Source organism: Niallia sp. FSL W8-1348 (genome assembly GCF_038006745.1).
GTDB lineage: Bacteria > Bacillota > Bacilli > Bacillales > Cytobacillaceae > Niallia > Niallia alba.
In genome coordinates, this window is record NZ_JBBOVV010000001.1 from 2163409 (window position 1) to 2186186 (window position 22778).

Here is a 22778-nt window from a genome sequence, read left to right on the forward strand (position 1 = left end):
GAGTGACCTAAACCTCATGATGGCACCTTACGGTGACACCTTTACCACAACCGATTCTTGCCTTCTGGTGATTCTATGGTAGTGCAGTTCTTTACTACTTTTGGGATACAGTATAATTACCATGTTAATTAAGTTATCAAGGGTGAGCATTAAATGATTTATGCAATTGTATTATTTATATTTGCTGGATTTGCAGAGATTGGTGGAGGTTATCTTATTTGGCTATGGTTAAGAGAAGGTAAGCCATTTTATTGGGGGATCTCGGAGGAGTAGCCTTGGCGTTATATGGTGTTATTGCCACATTTCAAACATTTCCATCATTCGGCAGAGTATATGCTGCCTATGGAGGAGTATTTATTGTTCTTTCTGTATTCTGGGGATGGGGTATTGATAAACAAACACCTGATTTATACGATTGGATAGGTGCTGGTATATGTTTGGTGGGTGTTTCAGTAATGTTATTTGCACCTCGCCAATATAAGAGGTATCGAAGATACGTTTCCTACTCGATAGTCTAATCAATCAGCCTCATACATAGTACCTTACGGTTTGGTTTCCCATATACCACCGTCATTCCCATACTCACCACGTGACCTATACCTAATTATTTATTTTTATTTATTTCTTTATGGGCGAGTGCTTCTGTTGAAGCCTGTTATACGTTGCTGGACGTGGACTTCCCTTGAAAGTGGAGGGACTATTATACCTTACGGTTTCGCCTGTACCACCACCATTCCCATACTTACAACGTGACCTATGCCTAATTATTTATATATTTATTTATTTTTTTATTGGCGAGTGCTTCTGTCTGAAGCGTGTTACACGTTACTGGACGTGGGCTCCCCCTCGATTGGGTTGGTTCCAATGCTCCCTTCGGAGTGACATGGGAACTTCCCTTGTGCTGTACTTATGCAGGGATTACCTCACCTCCCCCGTAAGGGTAACCCTGATCCACGCAGAGAACCTCGTACGACCACGATTTTATATAAAAAAGCCCTGTGAATATATCCATACTCTGGATACACTCAGGGGCTTTGTGTAGACTTTTTTCTTTTAAAACAGACTTTTCCCATACATCAAACTTCATTTTGGTTTGACACTAGTAGGCCAAACCTTTATTTCTCAAAAACTAATATAAATATTTATTGAGAAAAAAAGACAGTAGGGTATTCCCTACTGTTATTCTCCACTTGCTTCTTGGTGGAGCGGGTCTTCACTTTGGTATTCTAATTCTTGCACAAGCATACAAATCTTAAAGATTTTCTCACTCTCCAAGATATATTCACTTAATATCGGTTCAATGACTAACATTAAATGGTGATAATCGTAGAATGTTTGTTGGTGACATAAAACATTGATATTCCCCACATGCGCTGTATTTTTACCGACAAAATCCTTCTCTGTACGGGTGATATATAAGAAATACATATAATCTTTATCCGTGTGAGTGACCCAATTAAAGCGGGGATGCCTACCTATCGTAATAACATAATCATTATGATAGGCTTTTATATAATCCGGGCTTTTCTTTTTGCCTTTTCCCTTTATCATTTGTTTATCCTCCCTATTTCTTAGTAAAATATATTCATATATTTAATTAAACAAACATATGTTCCTTCCTTGTTTTCTAACAAAATAAAAGTTGGACCAACATTGAACCAGTCAAACCCTTGGCATTATTAGAATGAGCCAGTTGAACTAATAACTTCGCTATTAAAAGAGATTGTTTTTGTTAAACAAAAAAACCACTTATTATCGTAGGTACGTTCCCGATTATTTAGTCTAATCCTTCAGCCTCGTACATAGCCGTCTTGCCCCTACTTCTCCTTCTTTTTTAAACTCAGTTACAAGAAGATTATAGGACACCTTACGTTTGTCCACCCGTCCTTTAGTTTGTCCCTAACTCACCCCCACCTTAACCCTCTACTATCCCTTGCACCACCTGACCTCACGCCTTTTCTTACAATTTCTCCTCGCATGGTTGTCTCAAAGCGCCTTGTGTGACTAGCCCTGATGGGCTAAAAAGAAAGAAGAATCGAGATTAAATCCGAAGATAAAATCCCAATTCCTTAAACCACCCGATATATATTGAGTCACCCTTACTTAGCCTAGGGTCGGACTGTTTATCGCCTGTACCCCATCATTCCTTTACTTCCGACATTACCTACATTTAACTTTCCTTTCATATATTTTATGGGGAACCGTACTGGGATCAGGTTACACGTGGAAATTCGTTAATTCGCTTGATTCCGGTGTTCTACACTGCAGGAAGACATAGGAATCCCTTGCGCTGCAATTCAGCAGTCATTACCCATATATTATGGAACCTTAAATGACCCCTCAATAGGATTACAGCGCTAAATTAAAAACCCCGTGAATACACCCATATTGGGTACAATCACGAGGCTTTTACAAACTTTTTTCTTCTTAAGCAGACTTTTTTCTCATTCTGCAAACTTTATTTTGATTTGACAACAACTTATTTTATTACAACCAAAATCACTCTACCGTAACACTCTTAGCCAAGTTACGAGGTTTATCTACATCACAGCCTCTATGGAGTGCTGCATAGTAAGCAATTAATTGTAATGGTACTACAGAGATAAGGGGTGTTAACAGATCGTGCACAGCTGGTACGATGTAGCGATCGTCTTCCATTTCTAGACCTTTCATGGAAATGATACATGGGTTTGCTCCGCGAGCCACTACCTCTTTTACGTTACCACGTATGCTTAAGTTAACACTTTCTTGTGTTGCTAATGCGATAATAGGTGTTCCATCTTCAATCAAAGCAATTGTTCCATGCTTTAATTCTCCACCTGCAAAACCTTCTGCTTGGATGTAAGAGATTTCTTTTAATTTTAATGCACCTTCAAGTACAACATAATAGTCAATACCACGTCCGATAAAGAAAGCGTTTCTTGATGTTTCAAGATACTCTTTAGCAATTGCTTCAAGCTCTTCCTTATCTTCAAAAATGACTTCCATAGCATTGGCAATAATGCCTAGTTCATGGATAAGATCAAAATCCACTTCATAGCCTTTACTTTTTGCTGTCACTTCTGCAAGAATAGATAATACAGCCATCTGTGAAGTATAAGCTTTCGTTGAAGCTACAGCAATTTCCGGACCTGCATATAATAATAAGGTATGGTCAGCTTCACGAGACAGTGTAGAGCCTGGCACATTTGTGATTGTTAAAGTTGGATAGCCCATTTCTTTTACTTGCACTAGTACTGCTCGGCTATCTGCTGTTTCTCCACTTTGTGTAATGAAGATGAACAAAGGTTTTTCTGAAAGCAACGGCATATTGTAGCCAAATTCACTAGCTACATGAACTTCAACTGGAATTTTTGCTAATTTCTCAATAAATTGCTTTCCAAGAAGACCAGCATGATATGATGTACCAGCAGCAATAATATAGAGACGATCTGCTGCGTTTACAGCATCAACGATAGCCGGATCAATTTTTAACTTACCATCTTTATCTTGGTATTCTTGAATGATTTTGCGAATAGCTAATGGCTGTTCGTCAATTTCTTTTAGCATATAATGAGGATATGTGCCTTTTTCAATATCACTAGCATCCAATTCAGCCGTATAAGCTTCCCGGGAAATAATTTCTCCCTCTAATGTCTCAATGGTTACCGCGTCTTTTGTCACGATTACAATTTCTTTATCTACTAATTCCACATATTGATCTGTTACTTGAAGCATAGCCATTGCGTCACTAGCAACGACATTGAAGCTTTCGCCTAAACCAATCAATAGTGGACTTTTATTTTTTGCCACATATATCATGTCTTTGTTTTGCTCATCTAATAAAGCAAAAGCATAAGACCCTTTTAATAATTTTAATGTTTGAACAAAAGCAGCCTTTACATCGCTTCCTGTCTCAACAAAATGTTCAATAAGTTGAACTACTACTTCTGTATCTGTATCACTTTTTAACGAAACGTCAGAAAGGTACTCTTTCTTTAGTAAGTCGTAGTTCTCAATTACTCCGTTATGAACAATGGTGAAACGTTCTGAAGCACTTTTATGTGGGTGAGCGTTCAATCTGCTTGGTACACCATGTGTTGCCCAGCGTGTATGACCAATTCCTGCAGGTGCAAACACATCTTCGTCCACAATATTACGAAGATCTGCAATTCTTCCTTTTTCTTTAAAAACTTGCACTCCTTCTCCATTGCTTAAAGCAATACCAGCTGAGTCATAGCCTCTATATTCAAGTTTTTCTAAACCTTTTAATAAAATCTCTTTCGCATCCTGGTTTCCAATATAACCAACAATTCCGCACATACTTCTTTTCCTCCGTTCTAAGGGAGCAAGAAGTCACTATTTAGGGAACAAACTTGCTCCCTTACCTCTGATTATTTTTTTCATAAATCATATTACTTTTCATTGTTAGATTTCCTACTTACCCATCCATTTTCTCCGGGAATAAGCATGTAAAAACGAAACAATGTAAAATGATACAACTTAAAAGAAATACTTATATTATTAGCATACCCTACTCTTTGTGCATTAAGTTGCCTTAATGTTTTAAAGTAGTACTTACGATTGGCTAACACAACCGGGAGGCATCCGCCGAAAAATCGATAAACCTCCTCCTCGTCAACTAGTTTCGTGTCGTCCATCACTAGTCCAGGCGCTTCATTTTCCTATTTCCACTCCTATCCTCCTTTTTCACATAATGGCTTTTTTCCAAAAGCAATTTAATCATACCCTACCTCGATTCCCCTCGTCAAATACATTCCTGTGACAAAACGGTAAATTTTATATTTCTCTAATTGCAGTAGGATATCCATCTGACACGAAAGCGGAAAATAAAATCATAATAGGGTGAAAAGCATTTAATTTCTTAAGTGCCCTTCACCCTAATAATGTATTCTATCGTGCTATATTTGTTCCTAATTGCATAGATATTAGTATAAGTTCCTTATGTTTAAGCTTACTCTTCTGGTAAACCCATTTCATTCTTAACTACTTCTGAAATAACATTTACATAGGCTTCACATAATTCCTCTGTTGGAGCCTCAGCCATAACGCGTACCAGCGGCTCTGTTCCAGAAGGACGAACTAAAATTCTTCCATTTCCGTTCATGTCCTGTTCCACTTTTGCAATAACTTCTTTAACCTTTTCATTATCTGTCACATGGAATTTATCTGTCACTTTAATATTTACCAACTTTTGCGGGAACTTTTTCATTTCCCCAGCAAGCTCTGATAATTTTTTCTTTGTAACTTTCATGATATTAACCAATTGCAATCCAGTTAAAAGTCCGTCACCTGTTGTATTGAAGTCAAGGAAGATAATATGACCTGACTGCTCTCCACCAAGGTTATAGCCATTATTACGCATTTCTTCGACTACATAACGGTCACCAACAGCAGTTGGAATACTAGTAATCTCATGTTGCTTTAATGCTTTATAAAAGCCTAAATTACTCATTACAGTAGATACAACCGTATTATTTTTCAATCTTCCCGTTTCTTTTAAATATTTTGCACAAATATACATAATTTGATCGCCATCCACGATATCACCATTTTCATCAATAGCTATCAGACGATCGCCATCACCATCAAATGCTAACCCAACATCTGCTTCTTTTTCTAGAACAAATTTAGCAAGTGTTTCTGGATGTGTTGAACCTACCCCATCATTAATATTTAAGCCATTTGGGGACGCACCCATTGTGGAAATATCCGCATCTAAATCTGCAAATAAATGCATCGCTAAGGAAGATGTTGCTCCATGTGCACAATCTAACGCAATATGAATACCAGCAAATTCTTCATCTACTGTTTGCTTTAGGAATTGCAGATATTTCTGGCCACCTTCGAAATAATCATCTACCTGACCAAGGTCAGCACCAGTCGGTCTTGGAAGATTATCTTCTTCTTTATCAATTAGTGCTTCTATTTCTAGCTCTTGCTCATCTGAAAGCTTAAAGCCATCTGGTCCAAAAAATTTAATTCCGTTATCTGCGACCGGGTTATGCGATGCAGAAATCATTACTCCCGCCTGTGCGCCTAGTGCCTTTGTCAAATAGGAAACACCAGGTGTAGAAATAACACCTAAGCGCATTACTTCTGCACCAATGGAAAGTAATCCTGCTACAAGCGCTCCTTCCAGCATATGGCCGGAAATACGAGTATCTCTTCCGATTAATACCTTTGGTCTATCGTGGTCTTTTGTTAGGACAAAACCACCATATCTTCCTAGCTTAAACGCTATTTCTGGTGTTAGTTCACTATTTGCCACACCTCGTACTCCGTCCGTACCGAAATATTTACCCATTTCTATATCGCTCCTTCTAACTAGTATAGATCACGTTTTATGTTAAGCCTCTTTATTTGTAATAGACACACTTGCTGTATCAATGGCAAGTTCCCAATCTATATCCGCTGGCCCATTTACTTTAATAGGTACTTCGTGCTCTCCATCATCCATTCCCGTTAAATCTATATAGAGATTAAAATCAGAGATACTCATTTCTCTTACCCTGTTTTGTTCTCCAGAAATCCGAAGACTTGTACTACTACTTCTTGGATTCTTAATGCTCGCTTCCAGACTACTATTTAGACCTTGAATATTAATTGGTATACTACTAATCATTCTTGTTTCTGTTTTTTCTGTAGCAGCAGTTTCCTCCGAATCCTGATTTTCTTGTGGATCCTCTTCCTGTTCTTCCTCTTGTTCCTCTTGTGCAACAGTTACTTTTACGGTTACCTTAACGAGCTCTGGATCGACAGACGTTACTCCATTAGATATGATAACTGGTAACGTCAATTCCTCATCTTTTTCAATCGTACTTAAATCCACTTCAACCCTTGTGCTTTCCACTTCTTTCAAAACATCTTCTGGTCCACTAATGGTTGCTTCCTTTTTATCTAACGTAATCGAATCAATGTTTATATTTGCAGGTGGTGTACCTTGTTCGACTATATTTATCGGTACTGTTTTACTCGTTCTTTTAACAGGAATATTCACTTCCACTGTCTCTGGTTCCACTTGCACATTTAATTTATTTAAACTACTATCCAACACAGAAACTTTTGCCTGCTGACTAACTGCCTCATTTGTATTTTCATTCAAATTAACATTTGCCTTTACATAGGCGATTTTTTCAATTTCGTCTTTTGCTCCTGTAACCTTCACTGTTTTTGGTTCAATCTTTGGTGTTCCAGCAGAATAGCCTTTCTCAATAGCATTACTACTAAATTCTGCTTCCACAGTAAATTCCTTTGTAACCTTTTCCTTCACTGTGACTTTTATCGTTTCAGGATCTATCGTCGCTTTTATTTTATCGGATAAATCCTTTATTTCTAGTGGAACAGTTTTACTACCTAAATCAGCATTTGCTAAATTAACATATACCTCAAAGTCTTTTTTTAGTTTAGCCTGCTGTATATGAACGGTTGGCCCTCTTAACGTTACAGTAACTGTTTTCGGTATACCTGTTACAACAACATTTTCCGTATCGTAATAAGCTGTTACCGGAATGTCCTCTAAAATAGCTGTTTCTGAATCACCAGGAACGTTCACATCTGTTGAACTTTCGTTGGGATCATATGCATAGGAAAAAAGTAAAAGGGCGAATGCGAGAGATAGTACTTTGGTAAACCAATTTTTGCCTATTACATTATTAAACAGTTTATTCATTTTTCTTCCCCTTCCAGCTCCACTTACTTGACGTGGTTTGTTTGGTAGAAGGTGTTATCAGGGCACTAGATAACATTTCTCTAAAAGCATCTAGTTTCAATTCTCTATGCAAATCACCATTCTTTGTAATAGAGATAGCCCCTGTTTCCTCTGAAACAACAACAGTTAAGCTATCCGTCACTTCGCTAATACCTAATGCTGCTCTATGCCTAGTTCCCAGCTCTTTTGAAATAAATGGACTTTCGGAAAGAGGAAGGTAACATGCGGCTGCAGCAATATTTGTTTTTTGTATAATGACAGCTCCATCATGTAGTGGCGTATTCGGAATAAAGATGTTAATTAATAGCTCTGCAGATATTTTTGAATCGAGAGCGATACCTGTTTCTATGTAATCACTCATCCCTGTCTCTCTTTCAATCGTAATTAAAGCTCCAATTCGTCGTTTAGCCATATAGTCTACTGCTTTTACAATTGATTCCACTAACTGTTCCTGAAGTTCATGTTCTTGAACTACTGAGCGTGAGAAGAATTTTCCTCGTCCCAGCTGCTCGAGAGCTCTTCTTAGTTCTCCCTGGAAAATAATAATAAGTGCTAATGCCCCCCACTGTATTACCTGCTGCATCATCCAGCCTAATGTTTGTAGTTGGAAATAGTCACTCAACATTTTAATAATCAAAATAACAAATATTCCATTCAATAACTGGACAGCCTTCGTCCCACGAATTATTGTGATAATTTTATATATGACATACCAAACAAGGATAATGTCTACTGTATTCGCTAAATATTTTAAAAAAGGGAAATCTGCAAACGACATTTTCCTTCCTCCAAAGTGTATATTTCAAAAGTTACTACTGCCTACTTAAAAATGACTTTTTCTATAAAGGTTCTTCCTATTAAATAAATAATGGAATGAAAAAAACCTACAATTATCATATTATAACACAATTCAAATTAATACAAAGAAAAGCATAACTAAGTATCTAGATTGTCCATATCATTAGTATATGTCCCATCATTGTATTTAGCCCTATTTTTACCCGAAAGAGAAATGAACTTACGATACTAGTAATATAAAAGTCCTATCGCTTTAGAAATACAAAGAACCCTGCAATTTATAATTAAATTGCAGGGAGGCTGTTTTTAACTTTCATGTCGTCATTACTAAACAACTCTGTAAAATCAGTTACAGTTTTCTTTATATGATACCACAGCCATTCAAACACTTCGTTCACTTCTTTTATTTCTCCAGTAACTTGACTGGCAGAAGCCATATACTTCTTTCCATTGATTACTGTTACATTGCCTTCAACTTGTCCTTCTATTTTAATATCACCATTTCGAACGATAATATCACCTTTTACTGTTTCTCCCTCAGGCACAATAGCTGTGTTATTTTCCACTAGTATATTGGGCTGCTTTGATACAGAGAATTGGTGATCTTGATTCCATGCTGACATTAAACTTGATACCATTAAGATAAGAAAAAGGGATGCAGCAGCAAGCATAGGGTGGTGCCGTAGCCATCGTTTCACTCTTACTCTTTTGGGCTCTTCTGGCAACCTGTCAAGTATATTCTCTGTAAAATTCATTGGCGCATGGATATGAGAAGTGCTTTGGACCAGTGCGATGGTTTTCTTCAATTCATGAAAATGTGTTGCACATTCTTCACACTGATCTAAATGCTGCTTCAATTCTTTTAGATTTTCTTCTTCTATTTCTTCATCAAGATATTGATGCATATAGGAAATAATCTTTGTTGAACAAGACATATTAATTTCACCTTCTTTATCAGACATACCGTAATTGTTTTCTCAACGCTTCTCTTCCCCTATGAATTCGCGTTTTCACTGTTCCTAAAGGAAGCTCCAGAATCTCACTTATCTCGTTTAAAGAAAGTTCTTCGATATACTTTAACACTATGACTGCTCGATACTTTTCAGGAAGTTTCGAAATTTCCCTTTGTATCATTGCTTGTAGTTCCATACTTTCCACATCTTCCTCAGGTAATTTCCCCTCTGATGGAATCTGCGAATACATATTTAGGCCATCTGTCCCTGGAACCTCTGCATCAAGATAATAATCTGGCTTCCTTTTTCTAATACGGTCAATGCATAGGTTTGTTGCAATTCGATATAACCATGTCGAAAACTTATATTCCATATTATATCGATGGATATTAACATATGCACGAATAAAAGCTTCTTGTGCTATATCCTCTGCCTCATGCCTATTGCCTAGCATCCGATAACAAATTTGAAACACTTTATCTTTATATAGTTCGATTATGTCACCAAATGCATTTTTATCCCCTTTTAAAACTTGTTGGATCCTTTTTTTTACTAATGCTTCCATCTATTTACCTCCGCTCTAGTGCGGCTAATCGATTTACGAATCGACAGCAGGAAAGGTTTCATTTTTTATTAAAGATTTTTTTATTATGTATTAAAAAATATTTATTTCCACTTACATGAAGTGAAAAATCTCCCTATTATGCACATCTGTCTTTTTTAGGATACTCATTCTTATTTTAACAAATAATGCCACATAATGTTTAAAATTTTTAGAATTGGTTATAAAAAAAGTAATAATATGCTAAAATCAAGTCAAGCACATTTGAATTTACTGAGGCTATATAAATGAAGAAATATTAAAAAACATATAGAGGGTGAAGTAAATGAGTGATAGAAAACTATTAAAAGACATTGAAGAACATCGTGAAATGATGATCTATTTGGCAAACAACACTTCTTTTTCACACCCCCAAGTTGTTGACATAAGCACAAAACTTGATTTGTTATTAAATAAATATGAAAAAAAATGTAGCGAATTATCGATTAAATAATAATAAAGGTAACTTTAATCCATACTCTCAACCCACTTATCATATGAACAGCAGCGCACATCCATGACTGCTTTTTAGATTTCGGATAAAGTTACCTTCTTAAAACTTATAATAATTTTTCCCCAAATAAAGAGCCCATCAATGCTACTGCTAACGATGCGGTTGTGTTTCTTTCATCTAATATCGGATTGACCTCCACGAATTCAGCAGAAGTAATAAGTCCTGATTCTGCTAACATTTCCATTGCTAAATGACTTTCTCTGTAACTTATTCCCCCGGGCACTGGGGTGCCAACACCCGGTGCGTCATTGGGATCTAGTCCATCCAAATCAAGAGATAAATGGACTCCATCGGTATGATCCTTTAAATATTCAATTGTTTCTTCCATTACTTTTGTCATTCCTAAGCGATCAATTTCATGCATCGTAAAAACTTTTATTCCCAATTCCTTTATAAGCTTACGCTCACCTTCATCTAAGGACCTTGCACCAATTATTACTACGTGCTCAGGTTTAATTTTAGGCGAAGTACCTAATAAATTGGTTAAAAGTTCATGGCCATATCCCAAACTAGCAGCAAGTGGCATCCCATGAATATTTCCAGATGGAGAGGTTTCTGCAGTATTTAAATCTCCGTGTGCATCATACCAAATGACCCCTAGATTTTTATAATGCTTAGAAACACCAGCTAGTGTTCCTATTGCTATGCTATGATCTCCACCTAATACAAGAGGAAAGGATTTGGATTGAATAATTTTATCTACCATTTCAGCAAGTCTTTGATTTTTTTCTGCTATCAAATGAAGATTTCTCAGATTGCTTTGTTCATCTATTATGGTTTCTGGTCTTCCAACTGAAATATCGCCCCAATCTTCAATAGAGGAAAATAACGTTGATAGTCTTTCAAATACTCCAGCATAACGTATAGCACTTGGTCCCATATCTACACCTCTACGCATTTGTCCAAGATCCATAGGCATTCCAATAATAGTTAGCTTCTTCATAAAAATCCTCCCCATCCTCTTGTCTCTATTTCCTTATATTGTACCTTTTTCTAAATCAATGACTCAACTCAACATTTTTATGTATATATATGCGAATATTCAAAAAAGACTTCGGAAATTAAAATAGCAAAAGAAGACGTAGGATACATGTATGCCAGTAGAAATATACTTTGAAAATAAATAAAAAGAACACAAAAAACCAAACACTTCAGTGTTTGGTTTAAATAATATGAGCCATGGAGGATTCGAACCTCCGACCCTCTGATTAAAAGTCAGATGCTCTACCGACTGAGCTAATGGCTCGATGGCTGGGCTAGCTGGATTCGAACCAACGAGTGACGGAGTCAAAGTCCGTTGCCTTACCGCTTGGCTATAGCCCAAAAATATAAAAAGGACATATATCTTAATATTGTCCAATGATAAATGGTGGAGGGGGACGGATTCGAACCGCCGAACCCGAAGGAGCGGATTTACAGTCCGCCGCGTTTAGCCACTTCGCTACCCCTCCGATATTCAAACTAATGACAATTAAAAAAGTGGTGCCGGCTAGAGGACTTGAACCCCCAACCTACTGATTACAAGTCAGTTGCTCTACCAATTGAGCTAAACCGGCGATAAATCTATATGCTTTTAAAAATTAATGGTGGAGGATGACGGGATCGAACCGCCGACCCTCTGCTTGTAAGGCAGATGCTCTCCCAGCTGAGCTAATCCTCCATAATGGTGACCCATACGGGATTCGAACCCGTGTTACCGCCGTGAAAGGGCGGTGTCTTAACCGCTTGACCAATGGGCCATATTTTCTTTTTCTTAAGCTTCCAACCGGGCTCGAACCGGTGACCTCTTCCTTACCATGGAAGTGCTCTACCTGCTGAGCTATGGAAGCACTTTGGCTAACATATGAACAAAAATAATGGCTCCGCAGGTAGGACTCGAACCTACGACCGTTCGGTTAACAGCCGAATGCTCTACCACTGAGCTACTGCGGAACAAATGGTATGCCTGGCGACGTCCTACTCTCACAGGGGGAGATCCCCCAACTACCATCGGCGCTGAGAAGCTTAACTTCCGTGTTCGGTATGGGAACGGGTGTGACCTTCTCGCTATCGCCACCAGACTATTTTTCTCAAGACATATATTATTATACATGTTTTCGAGATTTTTTCAAGTATAATTTAAAAAAATTATTCCCTGAAAACTAGATTATGAAGTAAAAGAAAGAAATAAGTAATCAATTGTCCAGCTCCAACGCCTATCGCCTATCAAACTTCCGATCTCCTCCCTACGATAAGTCAACATCAGTTCACTCTCGTTCACTGTGTTTCCTTTATCTCAGTCGAAACTCTTCCAGTTTGTACGCCGATAAACAGGCGTTTCCGCTTTTCTTTTTAGTTAAGTCCTCGATCTATTAGTATCAGTCAACTCCACATGTCGCCACGCTTCCATCTCTGACCTATCAACCTGATCATCTTTCAGGGATCTTACTAGCTTACGCTATGGGAAATCTCATCTTGAGGGGGGCTTCATGCTTAGATGCTTTCAGCACTTATCCCTTCCGCACATAGCTACCCAGCGATGCCTTTGGCAAGACAACTGGTACACCAGCGGTGCGTCCATCCCGGTCCTCTCGTACTAAGGACAGCTCCTCTCAAATTTCCTACGCCCACGACGGATAGGGACCGAACTGTCTCACGACGTTCTGAACCCAGCTCGCGTACCGCTTTAATGGGCGAACAGCCCAACCCTTGGGACCGACTACAGCCCCAGGATGCGATGAGCCGACATCGAGGTGCCAAACCTCCCCGTCGATGTGGACTCTTGGGGGAGATAAGCCTGTTATCCCCGGGGTAGCTTTTATCCGTTGAGCGATGGCCCTTCCATGCGGAACCACCGGATCACTAAGCCCGACTTTCGTCCCTGCTCGACTTGTAGGTCTCGCAGTCAAGCTCCCTTGTGCCTTTACACTCTACGAATGATTTCCAACCATTCTGAGGGAACCTTTGGGCGCCTCCGTTACTTTTTAGGAGGCGACCGCCCCAGTCAAACTGCCCACCTGACACTGTCTCCCACCCCGATCAGGGGTGCGGGTTAGAATGTCAATACAGCCAGGGTAGTATCCCACCAATGCCTCCACCGAAGCTGGCGCTCCGGCTTCCAAGGCTCCTACCTATCCTGTACAAGCTGTACCAAAATTCAATATCAGGCTGCAGTAAAGCTCCACGGGGTCTTTCCGTCCTGTCGCGGGTAACCTGCATCTTCACAGGTACTATAATTTCACCGAGTCTCTCGTTGAGACAGTGCCCAGATCGTTACACCTTTCGTGCGGGTCGGAACTTACCCGACAAGGAATTTCGCTACCTTAGGACCGTTATAGTTACGGCCGCCGTTTACTGGGGCTTCAATTCAGAGCTTCGTCTTACGACTAACCCCTCCTCTTAACCTTCCAGCACCGGGCAGGTGTCAGCCCCTATACTTCGCCTTGCGGCTTCGCAGAGACCTGTGTTTTTGCTAAACAGTCGCCTGGGCCTATTCACTGCGGCTCTCTCGGGCTTTAACACCCAAAAGAGCACCCCTTCTCCCGAAGTTACGGGGTCATTTTGCCGAGTTCCTTAACGAGAGTTCTCTCGCTCACCTTAGGATTCTCTCCTCGCCTACCTGTGTCGGTTTGCGGTACGGGCACCATAAATCTCGCTAGAGGCTTTTCTTGGCAGTGTGGAATCAGGAACTTCGGTACTATATTTCCCTCGCCGTCACAGCTCAGCTGACATGGTAATGGGATTTGCCTCATTACCGGCCTAACTGCTTGGACGTGCTAATCCAACAGCACGCTTACCCTATCCTCCTGCGTCCCCCCATTGCTCAAATGATTTAAAGGTGGTACAGGAATATCAACCTGTTGTCCATCGCCTACGCTTTTCAGCCTCGGCTTAGGTCCCGACTAACCCTGAGCGGACGAGCCTTCCTCAGGAAACCTTAGGCATTCGGTGGATGAGATTCTCACTCATCTTTCGCTACTCATACCGGCATTCTCACTTCTAAGCGCTCCACCAGTCCTTACGGTCTAGCTTCAACGCCCTTAGAACGCTCTCCTACCACTGACATCATAGATGTCAATCCACAGCTTCGGTGATACGTTTAGCCCCGGTACATTTTCGGCGCAGAGTCACTCGACCAGTGAGCTATTACGCACTCTTTAAATGGTGGCTGCTTCTAAGCCAACATCCTGGTTGTCTAAGCAACTCCACATCCTTTTCCACTTAACGTATACTTTGGGACCTTAGCTGGTGGTCTGGGCTGTTTCCCTCTTGACCACGGATCTTATCACTCGTAGTCTGACTCCCAAGAATAAGTATTTGGCATTCGGAGTTTGTCTGAATTCGGTAACCCGATGGGGGCCCCTAGTCCAAACAGTGCTCTACCTCCAATACTCTCAATCTTGAGGCTAGCCCTAAAGCTATTTCGGAGAGAACCAGCTATCTCCAAGTTCGATTGGAATTTCTCCGCTACCCACACCTCATCCCCGCACTTTTCAACGTGCGTGGGTTCGGGCCTCCATCCAGTGTTACCTGGACTTCACCCTGGACATGGGTAGATCACCTGGTTTCGGGTCTACAACCACATACTATTTCGCCCTATTCAGACTCGCTTTCGCTGCGGCTCCGTCTTTTCAACTTAACCTCGCATGTAATCGTAACTCGCCGGTTCATTCTACAAAAGGCACGCTATCACCCATAAAAGGGCTCTAACTACTTGTAGGCACACGGTTTCAGGATCTATTTCACTCCCCTTCCGGGGTGCTTTTCACCTTTCCCTCACGGTACTGGTTCACTATCGGTCACTAGGGAGTATTTAGCCTTGGGAGATGGTCCTCCCTGCTTCCGACGGGATTTCTCGTGTCCCGCCGTACTCAGGATACACTCAAGAGGGAACGAAGTTTCGACTACAGGGTTTTTACCTTCTACGACTGACCTTTCCAGATCGATTCGTCTACCCCGTTCCTTTGTAACTCCATATAGAGTGTCCTACAACCCCAAGAGGCAAGCCTCTTGGTTTGGGCTAATCCCGTTTCGCTCGCCGCTACTCAGGGAATCGCGTTTGCTTTCTCTTCCTCCGGGTACTTAGATGTTTCAGTTCCCCGGGTCTGCCTTCAGTACCCTATGTATTCAGGTAAAGATTCTATCCCATTACGGATAGAGGGTTCCCCCATTCGGAAATCTCTGGATCAAAGCTTACTTACAGCTCCCCAAAGCATATCGGTGTTAATCCCGTCCTTCATCGGCTCCTAGTGCCAAGGCATCCACCGTGCGCCCTTTCTAACTTAACTTAGTTGTCGGCTAAAGATAAACTTCACATCTCTTCGTCAGCTTCTTCACTCTGCTCCTCACGTACTGTCGTACGCTCCGGTGCTCGCTCCGTCGCTTCCTTGACCTGCTCGTTTCTCTTTACCCTCCATTCTTTGAATAGGTATTCGTTTAATACGATTACTTTTCAAAGAAATAATTCTCTAACATAGAGAATCTAAGATGGCGATTACTCGGTTTCTTTCTTGTTTTTACTATTCATAATCTAGTTTTCAAGGAACAATTTCGGCTAAAGATAAACTTCGCATCTCTTCGTCAGCTTCTTTGCTCTGCTCCTCACGTACTGTCGTACGCTCCGGTGCTTACTCAGGCGCTTCCTTGATCTACTCGTTTCTCTTTACCCTCAAACTTCTTACTGTTTTGAGGAATTAATTGCTCCCTCAAAACTGAACAACAAATCGTCAACAATCTATGATGGAATGTAAATTCCATTTTCCTTAGAAAGGAGGTGATCCAGCCGCACCTTCCGATACGGCTACCTTGTTACGACTTCACCCCAATCATCTATCCCACCTTAGGCGGCTGGCTCCAAAAGGTTACCCCACCGACTTCGGGTGTTACAAACTCTCGTGGTGTGACGGGCGGTGTGTACAAGGCCCGGGAACGTATTCACCGCGGCATGCTGATCCGCGATTACTAGCGATTCCAGCTTCATGTAGGCGAGTTGCAGCCTACAATCCGAACTGAGAATGGTTTTATGGGATTTGCTCGACCTCGCGGTTTTGCTGCCCTTTGTACCATCCATTGTAGCACGTGTGTAGCCCAGGTCATAAGGGGCATGATGATTTGACGTCATCCCCACCTTCCTCCGGTTTGTCACCGGCAGTCACCTTAGAGTGCCCAACTTAATGCTGGCAACTAAGATCAAGGGTTGCGCTCGTTGCGGGACTTAACCCAACATCTCACGACACGAGCTGACGACAACCATGCACCACCTGTCACTCTGTCCCCCGAAGGGGAACGTCCTATCTCTAGGAGTGTCAGAGGATGTCAAGACCTGGTAAGGTTCTTCGCGTTGCTTCGAATTAAACCACATGCTCCACCGCTTGTGCGGGCCCCCGTCAATTCCTTTGAGTTTCAGCCTTGCGGCCGTACTCCCCAGGCGGAGTGCTTAATGCGTTTGCTGCAGCACTAAAGGGCGGAAACCCTCTAACACTTAGCACTCATCGTTTACGGCGTGGACTACCAGGGTATCTAATCCTGTTTGCTCCCCACGCTTTCGCGCCTCAGCGTCAGTTACAGACCAAAGAGTCGCCTTCGCCACTGGTGTTCCTCCACATCTCTACGCATTTCACCGCTACACGTGGAATTCCACTCTTCTCTTCTGCACTCAAGTCCCCCAGTTTCCAATGACCCTCCACGGTTGAGCCGTGGGCTTTCACATCAGACTTAAAGGACCGCCTGCGCGCGCTTTACGCCCAATAATTCCGGACAACGCTTGCCACCTACGTATTACCGCGGCTGCTGGCACGTAGTTAGCCGTGGCTTTCTGGTTAGGTACCGTCAAGGTACAAGCAGTTACTCTTGTACTTGTTCTTCCCTAACAACAGAGCTTTACGATCCGAAAACCTTCATCACTCACGCGGCGTTGCTCCGTCAGACTTTCGTCCATTGCGGAAGATTCCCTACTGCTGCCTCCCGTAGGAGTCTGGGCCGTGTCTCAGTCCCAGTGTGGCCGATCACCCTCTCAGGTCGGCTACGCATCGTTGCCTTGGTGAGCCGTTACCTCACCAACTAGCTAATGCGCCGCGGGCCCATCTGTAAGTGACAGCGAGATGCCGTCTTTCAGCTTTTCCTCATGAGAGGAAAAGGATTATCCGGTATTAGCTCCGGTTTCCCGAAGTTATCCCAGTCTTACAGGCAGGTTGCCCACGTGTTACTCACCCGTCCGCCGCTAACTTTAAAAGCAAGCTTTTAAAGTCCGCTCGACTTGCATGTATTAGGCACGCCGCCAGCGTTCGTCCTGAGCCAGGATCAAACTCTCCAATAAAGAGTTGATTAGCTCATTGCTAAACTCTAGCTTTTATATTGCTTGTTTTCATTCTATAACTCTCGTTACAGAACGATTATTGTTGACGTTTGTTTGTTCAGTTTTCAAAGAGCAATTAGTCGGCCGCTCAAGAAGCGACTTTATTAATTTATCATATTCCCATATAAGAGTCAACAACATTTTTTATTTTCTTTTCCGCTGTTTTCTCTCATGTCGAAGTGACGTTTACTAATATACCAAGATAACTATCATCCGTCAACAGTTTTTTCATATTTTATATTTTTTCATTTATCATCTTATTTTCTGTAAGGATATAAGCTAAACAATCCTTAGGAGATGCGACTCTTTTTAACAACGAAAATAAATCCTTATACCTTTCAACCATTGCCTTTTTTACCGCAAGATCAATTCTCTTATCTCCTAGATCTAATAGTATTTCATCTAATTCCCTTTTTATTAGGTATTCAATCTCCTTTACTTCTTTTTTATTTAATAATAATCCAATCATCGTTATTCCTCCTGCTGCACATCCATATTTTGGTCTCTGTATTATGTACTAGTTTTTCTGTTTTTATAAAAGTTTTTGTCATTATTTTTTACTTTCCTTCATAAAAATGAGACGAGCAGTAAAGTGGACGAGGTGACAATGATGAATTTTTTTTATGTTCTTAACAGTAAATCCTTAAAGCAATTTGCATTAATTGTTGTAGTATCTTTCTTTACAGCCTGGTTTTTGTATGTGGAAAACATTGTGCAAATTCCTGTATTCTCTTCTAAAGATGGACCAAAGGCTGTATATAAGGGGGAGAAAGGAGTTGCTCTTACCTTTAATATTGGGTGGGGCGACAAAAACGCGGAACCTATTCTTGATATTTTAAAAGAAGAGAAAGTAAACGCAACATTTTTCTTGGCTGGAGCATGGGCAGAGAGGCATCCTGAGTTAGTAAGCAGAATATCAAAAGAAGGTCATGAAATTGGCATTTTGGGCTATGATTATGTTGATTATTCTGAGGTAAAAGACGAAAAAATAAGTCAAGATGTATCCAAAGCAAAAACTGCGTTTGAGAAATTAAAAGTCGATAATATTTTGCTTGCTCGAGCTCCAACTGGCCATTTCAACCAATCTGCTTTAACTATTACGGATCAATATCATTATACGTTAGTACATTGGAGTATTGACTCAAAGGATTGGACAAATCCTGGTTCACAACAAATTATTAAAAAAGCAACTTCCGCCAAAAAAGGAGACATTGTTTTGTTACATGCTTCTGATTCCGCTAAACAAACAGCAAAGGCTCTTCCTGAGATCATAGAGAAATTACAGAAAAAGAACCTAAAGTTCGTTACCGTATCAGAGATGATTTCAAATGCTGATTCTAAATCTAAAGAAGTACATTAATTTATAAAGCTGTTGCCAAAATAATAAACCGATTAAAGCTAACTATCTTAATTTAGATAGCAATACTAAAGATCGGTTCATTATTTCTTAGGAACAGCTCTTTTTCTTTTTTATACACCGTTTATCTTTTCTCTTTCAATAGGAATAAAAATTCAAAAAGAATCCATTCTACTTAATAGATATCTTTAATGAAAGAGGTAATTATCATGCTAAAAAAAGGGATCAGCCTCCTACTAGTCATTTCTTTATTAAGCGGGTGTTCTGAAGGTGAAAACGCTCAGCAAACAGACTATGATCAAACGAAGAAAATGGTTGTGGATATATTAAAAACCGATGAGGGAAAAAAGGCAATACGTGAAGTAATGGATGACGAAGAGATAAAACAAAATTTAGTTATGAATGAAAAGGCAGTAACAAGTACCATAGAAAAAACACTTGTATCCGACAAAGCAGCTGACTTCTGGGAAAAAAAATTCAAAGATCCTGAGTTTGCTGAAACAATGGCAAAAAGCATGAAATCGGAAAACGAAAAATTGATAAAAGATTTAATGAAAGATCCGGGTTACCGAAAAATGATGGTCGAGCTTTTGCAAGACCCGTCATTAGAAACGGAATGAAAAACATTTTGAAAAGTACAGAATACAGAGAGCATATTGAACAAATTCTTCAGGAGACAATGGAAACACCTGAATTCAAATCCAAGTTTAAAGACATACTCGATAAAGCTGCAAAAGAAGCCTCTTTCCCATTGCAATCAGAAAAGAATAACATATAAAAAAGAATTACCTTCTTAAGGAAATTAATTTGCTTAAGAAGGTAATTCTTTATTGAATCGATTAGCTTTCTACCTTATCGCCCGTTTTCTCTAGAACTTCTACTATTTGTTCAGCGATTGCTCTATATCTTTCCCCAATATGATGTGTTTCTTGGTACACAGAAGGGGCAAAATCTTCTTCATTCCAATCAGGCTGTCCTAATGGCAGCTCTCCTAGCATCGGAACTTCTAAATCCTTTGCTAATTTCTTTCCTCCACCTTTTCCGAATACAAATTCCTTTTCTCCAGTTAAGCGGCTTTCAAAATAAGACATATTTTCAATAACACCTAATATTTCATGTTCTGTTCTTAATGCCATAGCACCAGCACGGGCTGCAACAAAGGCTGCAGTTGGATGTGGTGTTGTGACGATAATTTCCTTACTTGTAGGAAGCATGGAGTGCACATCTAAGGCAACGTCTCCTGTTCCTGGCGGTAAATCTAATAGGAGATAATCAAGCTCCCCCCATTCTACTTCTTCCATGAAGCTTGTCAGCATTTTCCCAAGCATAGGGCCTCTCCAGATAATTGGGGTGTTATCTTCAACAAAGAATCCCATCGAGATAACTTTCACGCCAAATCTTTCTACAGGGATAATTCGCTCATTTATCACTTCAGGTCTTTTCGTAATGCCCATCATATCTGGTACACTGAAACCATAGATGTCCGCATCCAATAAACCGACTTTTTTTCCTAATCTCGCTAAAGACACAGCTAAGTTTACAGAAACAGTCGATTTCCCCACTCCACCTTTTCCGCTAGCGATAGCAATGTAAATGGGATTCCTCTCTCTTGATTCTGTTTCGTTTACTATTTCTTCTACAAGCGCACTAGATAGTTCTGTAAATCTTAACCCTACACTTTTTACTCCCTTGTCTTTCAGTGCACTAACAATTTGATTTTGAAACTCTATTTGATAGGCAGATCCAAGCTTTGCCACAGCAATCTTTAAACTCGCAAGTCCTTTTTCTGCATTCCACTTAACATCTTTCACTGCCCCTAGTTCAAGCAATGATTTATGTAAAAAAGGATCGATCATATTCTCCACTATCTTCTCGATTTCTTCTTTTGTTATCATGACGCAATCCCCTTTCCTGTTTTTACTAACAGTATAGCACAAAAATAGTTATCGTTTACATTCTGAAGATTCAAACGGAGCAACCACTTGTTTATTTCCCGGGAATAAATAAGTGGCTAAAATAAAAATAGAGACATGGCTAGTCTCTATTCTTCTACTTTTAATTCCTCTTCATTCGTAAAAAAGCGGTTAACTCCTTTATATATGGACGCTGCTATTTTTTCCTGATAATCTTCATTCATAAGATTTGCCTTTTCTGGTGGATTTGATAAGAATCCTACTTCCACTAGCACTCCCGGCTTCTCCGCATATTTAAGTATGTATACACTCTCTAGGGGTTTCGCCTTTCGGGTAGTATTCTCTAAGTTATAAATTAGTTCATCTTGAATAAACTTAGCAGCTCTAGCATTTCCCTCCAGTTGAGAGGAATAAAAAGTTTGCGCTCCGCTCCATTTTGATGAAGGAATGGCATTTAAATGAATACTCAAGAATAAATCCGCATCCGATTTATTGATGATGTTTATTCTTTCCTTCAAATCTTCCACTTTTCTATTGCGATACCCTTTTGTACTTTCACTTGCTAAGTCCTTATCGACTTCTCTTGTCATAATAACTAAGGCGCCTTGCTCCTGCAAATAATCACGTATCTTCAAGGATACATTTAGTGCGATATCCTTTTCCAATACCTCATTATCTCCCGCTCCTCCATCAGGCCCACCATGACCAGGATCAATAATGATCACTTTTCCGGTTAACGGCAAATTCCAGGCATCCCATGAATCATCATTCGAGAAATCAAATTGCAAAATAAAGAAAAGGAGTGCTAATCCCATGATATATATGCTTATTTTCCATTTTTTACTCACAGTCTTCCTCATTCCCCCTATGCCCGTCCTTATATTCTTACTATATGGGGGAACAAGAAAATTTAGAACAGCAAGTCCTTCTTTCAGAGAACAACAAAAAGATGGCAACTTTATGCCATCTTTAATGTAGTCGAAGCTTTCTTCTCTTATTCGCTTTCGTAAAACCTTCCAACCACCATTCATCAACAAACTGTTCACATAAATAGTAAAGGGATTCATTTTTATTACTTTCCTCACTACCCCAATAAAGAAGAAAATGGTAAAGTGTTTCTTTAAAATGTGTATCTTCTTCCCTACATCTATTTTTGATTGCTTGGGTATCTTCTCCATACTCACTAAATTTACTATAATTCGCTCCTAATAGAAATGCTTCTACTGCTACATCATAACAGGCTTCTTCAATCCCTGTATTCATTAACACACCAGAAGTAAGGTTAGAGGAACCAAAGTAGTTAGCTACCTTTTCTTTTAACTCTTTAAGGGATATCTCCTTAAGAACAGCTCTTTCGTATTTTATTTGTTTTTCTCGTTTTTTTATATCAAAGCTTGTAATGACTGCCAATTGATTTCACCTCTTGCCTTTATTTTTCAACCAACAGGAAGTGAGCATACTAGCCTAACAAATGTTTTAGCATCCAATTGAAAGAATAGTTGCTATTTCAGTACTTTCTTTCCATTTTCATCTGAATTGCTCGCCAAATAATCTTCTACTTGTATGCCATACATTCGTTTATTGTACAATGTTAAAAT

At 40.0% G+C, this 22778-nt stretch carries 14 protein-coding genes, 8 tRNA genes, 3 rRNA genes and 2 pseudogenes; 4 read left to right on the forward strand and 23 right to left on the reverse strand.

The genetic code is table 11. The annotated features are described in order from the left end of the window. Positions 1-153 precede the first annotated feature (153 nt). Positions 154-518: pseudogene (locus tag NST60_RS10255) on the forward strand (YnfA family protein). Positions 519-1179: 661 nt separating this feature from the next. Here NST60_RS10255 and NST60_RS10260 read toward each other — a convergent pair. From NST60_RS10260 to sigW, 7 genes are all read right to left on the reverse strand, one after another. Then, positions 1180-1551 (reverse strand): hypothetical protein, encoded by a 372-nt coding sequence (locus tag NST60_RS10260; RefSeq protein ID WP_169187619.1) that lies wholly within the window; start codon positions 1549-1551, stop codon positions 1180-1182. Positions 1552-2499: 948 nt separating this feature from the next. Beyond that, the gene (gene glmS / locus NST60_RS10265; protein ID WP_101729169.1) at positions 2500-4302 is read right to left on the reverse strand and encodes a glutamine--fructose-6-phosphate transaminase (isomerizing); all 1803 of its coding nucleotides are present in this window, start codon (positions 4300-4302) and stop codon (positions 2500-2502) included. A gap of 652 nt (positions 4303-4954) precedes the next feature. Beyond that, positions 4955-6307, reverse strand: a complete 1353-nt coding sequence (gene glmM / locus NST60_RS10270) for a phosphoglucosamine mutase (RefSeq protein ID WP_254416032.1) — start codon at positions 6305-6307, stop codon at positions 4955-4957. Positions 6308-6349: 42 nt separating this feature from the next. Then, entirely contained in the window at positions 6350-7672 is a 1323-nt protein-coding gene (locus NST60_RS10275) for a CdaR family protein (RefSeq protein WP_254416031.1), read from the reverse strand. Further along, positions 7665-8489, reverse strand: a complete 825-nt coding sequence (cdaA, locus tag NST60_RS10280) for a diadenylate cyclase CdaA (protein ID WP_101729171.1) — start codon at positions 8487-8489, stop codon at positions 7665-7667. The genes NST60_RS10275 and cdaA overlap by 8 nt, the downstream gene beginning before the upstream one ends. A gap of 304 nt (positions 8490-8793) precedes the next feature. After that, the gene (locus NST60_RS10285; protein WP_254416030.1) at positions 8794-9444 is read right to left on the reverse strand and encodes an anti-sigma factor family protein; all 651 of its coding nucleotides are present in this window, start codon (positions 9442-9444) and stop codon (positions 8794-8796) included. A gap of 19 nt (positions 9445-9463) precedes the next feature. Then, positions 9464-10027 carry an RNA polymerase sigma factor SigW gene (sigW, locus tag NST60_RS10290; protein WP_016201458.1) on the reverse strand — a complete coding sequence of 188 codons (564 nt, stop codon included), beginning with the start codon at positions 10025-10027 and terminating at the stop codon, positions 9464-9466. Between the two features lie 322 nt (positions 10028-10349). On the opposite strand from sigW, the gene NST60_RS10295 reads away from it, so the two are divergent. Then, positions 10350-10517, forward strand: a complete 168-nt coding sequence (locus tag NST60_RS10295) for an aspartyl-phosphate phosphatase Spo0E family protein (RefSeq protein ID WP_016201459.1) — start codon at positions 10350-10352, stop codon at positions 10515-10517. Positions 10518-10623: 106 nt separating this feature from the next. On the opposite strand, the gene rocF is transcribed toward NST60_RS10295, so the two are convergent. The 13 genes from rocF to NST60_RS10360 form a co-directional block, all read right to left on the reverse strand. After that, the gene (rocF, locus tag NST60_RS10300; RefSeq protein ID WP_254416029.1) at positions 10624-11520 is read right to left on the reverse strand and encodes an arginase; all 897 of its coding nucleotides are present in this window, start codon (positions 11518-11520) and stop codon (positions 10624-10626) included. Positions 11521-11750: 230 nt separating this feature from the next. Continuing rightward, positions 11751-11823: transfer RNA gene (locus NST60_RS10305), tRNA-Lys, on the reverse strand. Positions 11824-11825: 2 nt separating this feature from the next. Next, a tRNA-Gln gene (locus NST60_RS10310) sits at positions 11826-11900 on the reverse strand. 44 nt (positions 11901-11944) lie between these two features. Then, a tRNA-Tyr gene (locus NST60_RS10315) sits at positions 11945-12028 on the reverse strand. A gap of 29 nt (positions 12029-12057) precedes the next feature. Further along, positions 12058-12133 (reverse strand) — tRNA-Thr (locus tag NST60_RS10320). A 28-nt stretch (positions 12134-12161) separates the two neighbouring features. After that, positions 12162-12237: transfer RNA gene (locus NST60_RS10325), tRNA-Val, on the reverse strand. Between the two features lie 4 nt (positions 12238-12241). Beyond that, positions 12242-12316, reverse strand: a tRNA-Glu gene (locus NST60_RS10330). Positions 12317-12333: 17 nt separating this feature from the next. After that, positions 12334-12406 (reverse strand) — tRNA-Thr (locus tag NST60_RS10335). A gap of 28 nt (positions 12407-12434) precedes the next feature. Beyond that, a tRNA-Asn gene (locus NST60_RS10340) sits at positions 12435-12509 on the reverse strand. Positions 12510-12520: 11 nt separating this feature from the next. Then, a 5S ribosomal RNA gene (gene rrf / locus NST60_RS10345) occupies positions 12521-12637 on the reverse strand. A 271-nt stretch (positions 12638-12908) separates the two neighbouring features. Next, a 23S ribosomal RNA gene (locus NST60_RS10350) occupies positions 12909-15844 on the reverse strand. 478 nt (positions 15845-16322) lie between these two features. Beyond that, a 16S ribosomal RNA gene (locus NST60_RS10355) occupies positions 16323-17871 on the reverse strand. Together the 16S, 23S and 5S rRNA genes with 8 tRNA genes alongside form the textbook arrangement of a ribosomal RNA operon. 274 nt (positions 17872-18145) lie before the next feature. After that, entirely contained in the window at positions 18146-18379 is a 234-nt protein-coding gene (locus NST60_RS10360; RefSeq protein WP_016204594.1) for a hypothetical protein, read from the reverse strand. A 141-nt stretch (positions 18380-18520) separates the two neighbouring features. Here NST60_RS10360 and pdaB point away from each other — a divergent pair, with 141 nt between their 5' ends. Then, on the forward strand, positions 18521-19270 hold the full coding sequence (gene pdaB, locus NST60_RS10365) for a polysaccharide deacetylase family sporulation protein PdaB (protein ID WP_016204593.1): 750 nt from the start codon (positions 18521-18523) through the stop codon (positions 19268-19270). 206 nt (positions 19271-19476) lie between these two features. Next, positions 19477-20045 (forward strand): annotated as a pseudogene (gene gerD / locus NST60_RS10370) (spore germination lipoprotein GerD). Between the two features lie 61 nt (positions 20046-20106). Here gerD and NST60_RS10375 read toward each other — a convergent pair. The 3 genes from NST60_RS10375 to NST60_RS10385 form a co-directional block, all read right to left on the reverse strand. Then, positions 20107-21162 (reverse strand): P-loop NTPase, encoded by a 1056-nt coding sequence (locus NST60_RS10375; RefSeq protein ID WP_341098772.1) that lies wholly within the window; start codon positions 21160-21162, stop codon positions 20107-20109. A gap of 146 nt (positions 21163-21308) precedes the next feature. After that, positions 21309-22028: an N-acetylmuramoyl-L-alanine amidase CwlD gene (gene cwlD / locus NST60_RS10380; RefSeq protein ID WP_084668768.1), complete on the reverse strand. Its 720-nt coding sequence runs from the start codon at positions 22026-22028 to the stop codon at positions 21309-21311. Positions 22029-22149: 121 nt separating this feature from the next. Then, entirely contained in the window at positions 22150-22590 is a 441-nt protein-coding gene (locus NST60_RS10385) for a DUF2521 family protein (RefSeq protein ID WP_016204589.1), read from the reverse strand. Positions 22591-22778 lie beyond the last annotated feature (188 nt).

Excerpts from the sequence above, each read along its gene's own strand:
- cdaA (WP_101729171.1), bottom strand. The coding sequence starts at position 8,489 with ATGTCGTTTGCAGATTTCCCTTTTTTAAAATATTTAGCGAATACAGTA.
- glmM (WP_254416032.1), bottom strand. The coding sequence starts at position 6,307 with ATGGGTAAATATTTCGGTACGGACGGAGTACGAGGTGTGGCAAATAGT.
- sigW (WP_016201458.1), bottom strand. The coding sequence starts at position 10,027 with ATGGAAGCATTAGTAAAAAAAAGGATCCAACAAGTTTTAAAAGGGGAT.
- NST60_RS10375 (WP_341098772.1), bottom strand. The coding sequence starts at position 21,162 with ATGATAACAAAAGAAGAAATCGAGAAGATAGTGGAGAATATGATCGAT.
- NST60_RS10360 (WP_016204594.1), bottom strand. The coding sequence starts at position 18,379 with ATGATTGGATTATTATTAAATAAAAAAGAAGTAAAGGAGATTGAATAC.
- NST60_RS10295 (WP_016201459.1), top strand. The coding sequence starts at position 10,350 with ATGAGTGATAGAAAACTATTAAAAGACATTGAAGAACATCGTGAAATG.
- rocF (WP_254416029.1), bottom strand. The coding sequence starts at position 11,520 with ATGAAGAAGCTAACTATTATTGGAATGCCTATGGATCTTGGACAAATG.
- pdaB (WP_016204593.1), top strand. The coding sequence starts at position 18,521 with ATGAATTTTTTTTATGTTCTTAACAGTAAATCCTTAAAGCAATTTGCA.
- glmS (WP_101729169.1), bottom strand. The coding sequence starts at position 4,302 with ATGTGCGGAATTGTTGGTTATATTGGAAACCAGGATGCGAAAGAGATT.
- NST60_RS10285 (WP_254416030.1), bottom strand. The coding sequence starts at position 9,444 with ATGTCTTGTTCAACAAAGATTATTTCCTATATGCATCAATATCTTGAT.
- NST60_RS10260 (WP_169187619.1), bottom strand. The coding sequence starts at position 1,551 with ATGATAAAGGGAAAAGGCAAAAAGAAAAGCCCGGATTATATAAAAGCC.
- NST60_RS10275 (WP_254416031.1), bottom strand. The coding sequence starts at position 7,672 with ATGAATAAACTGTTTAATAATGTAATAGGCAAAAATTGGTTTACCAAA.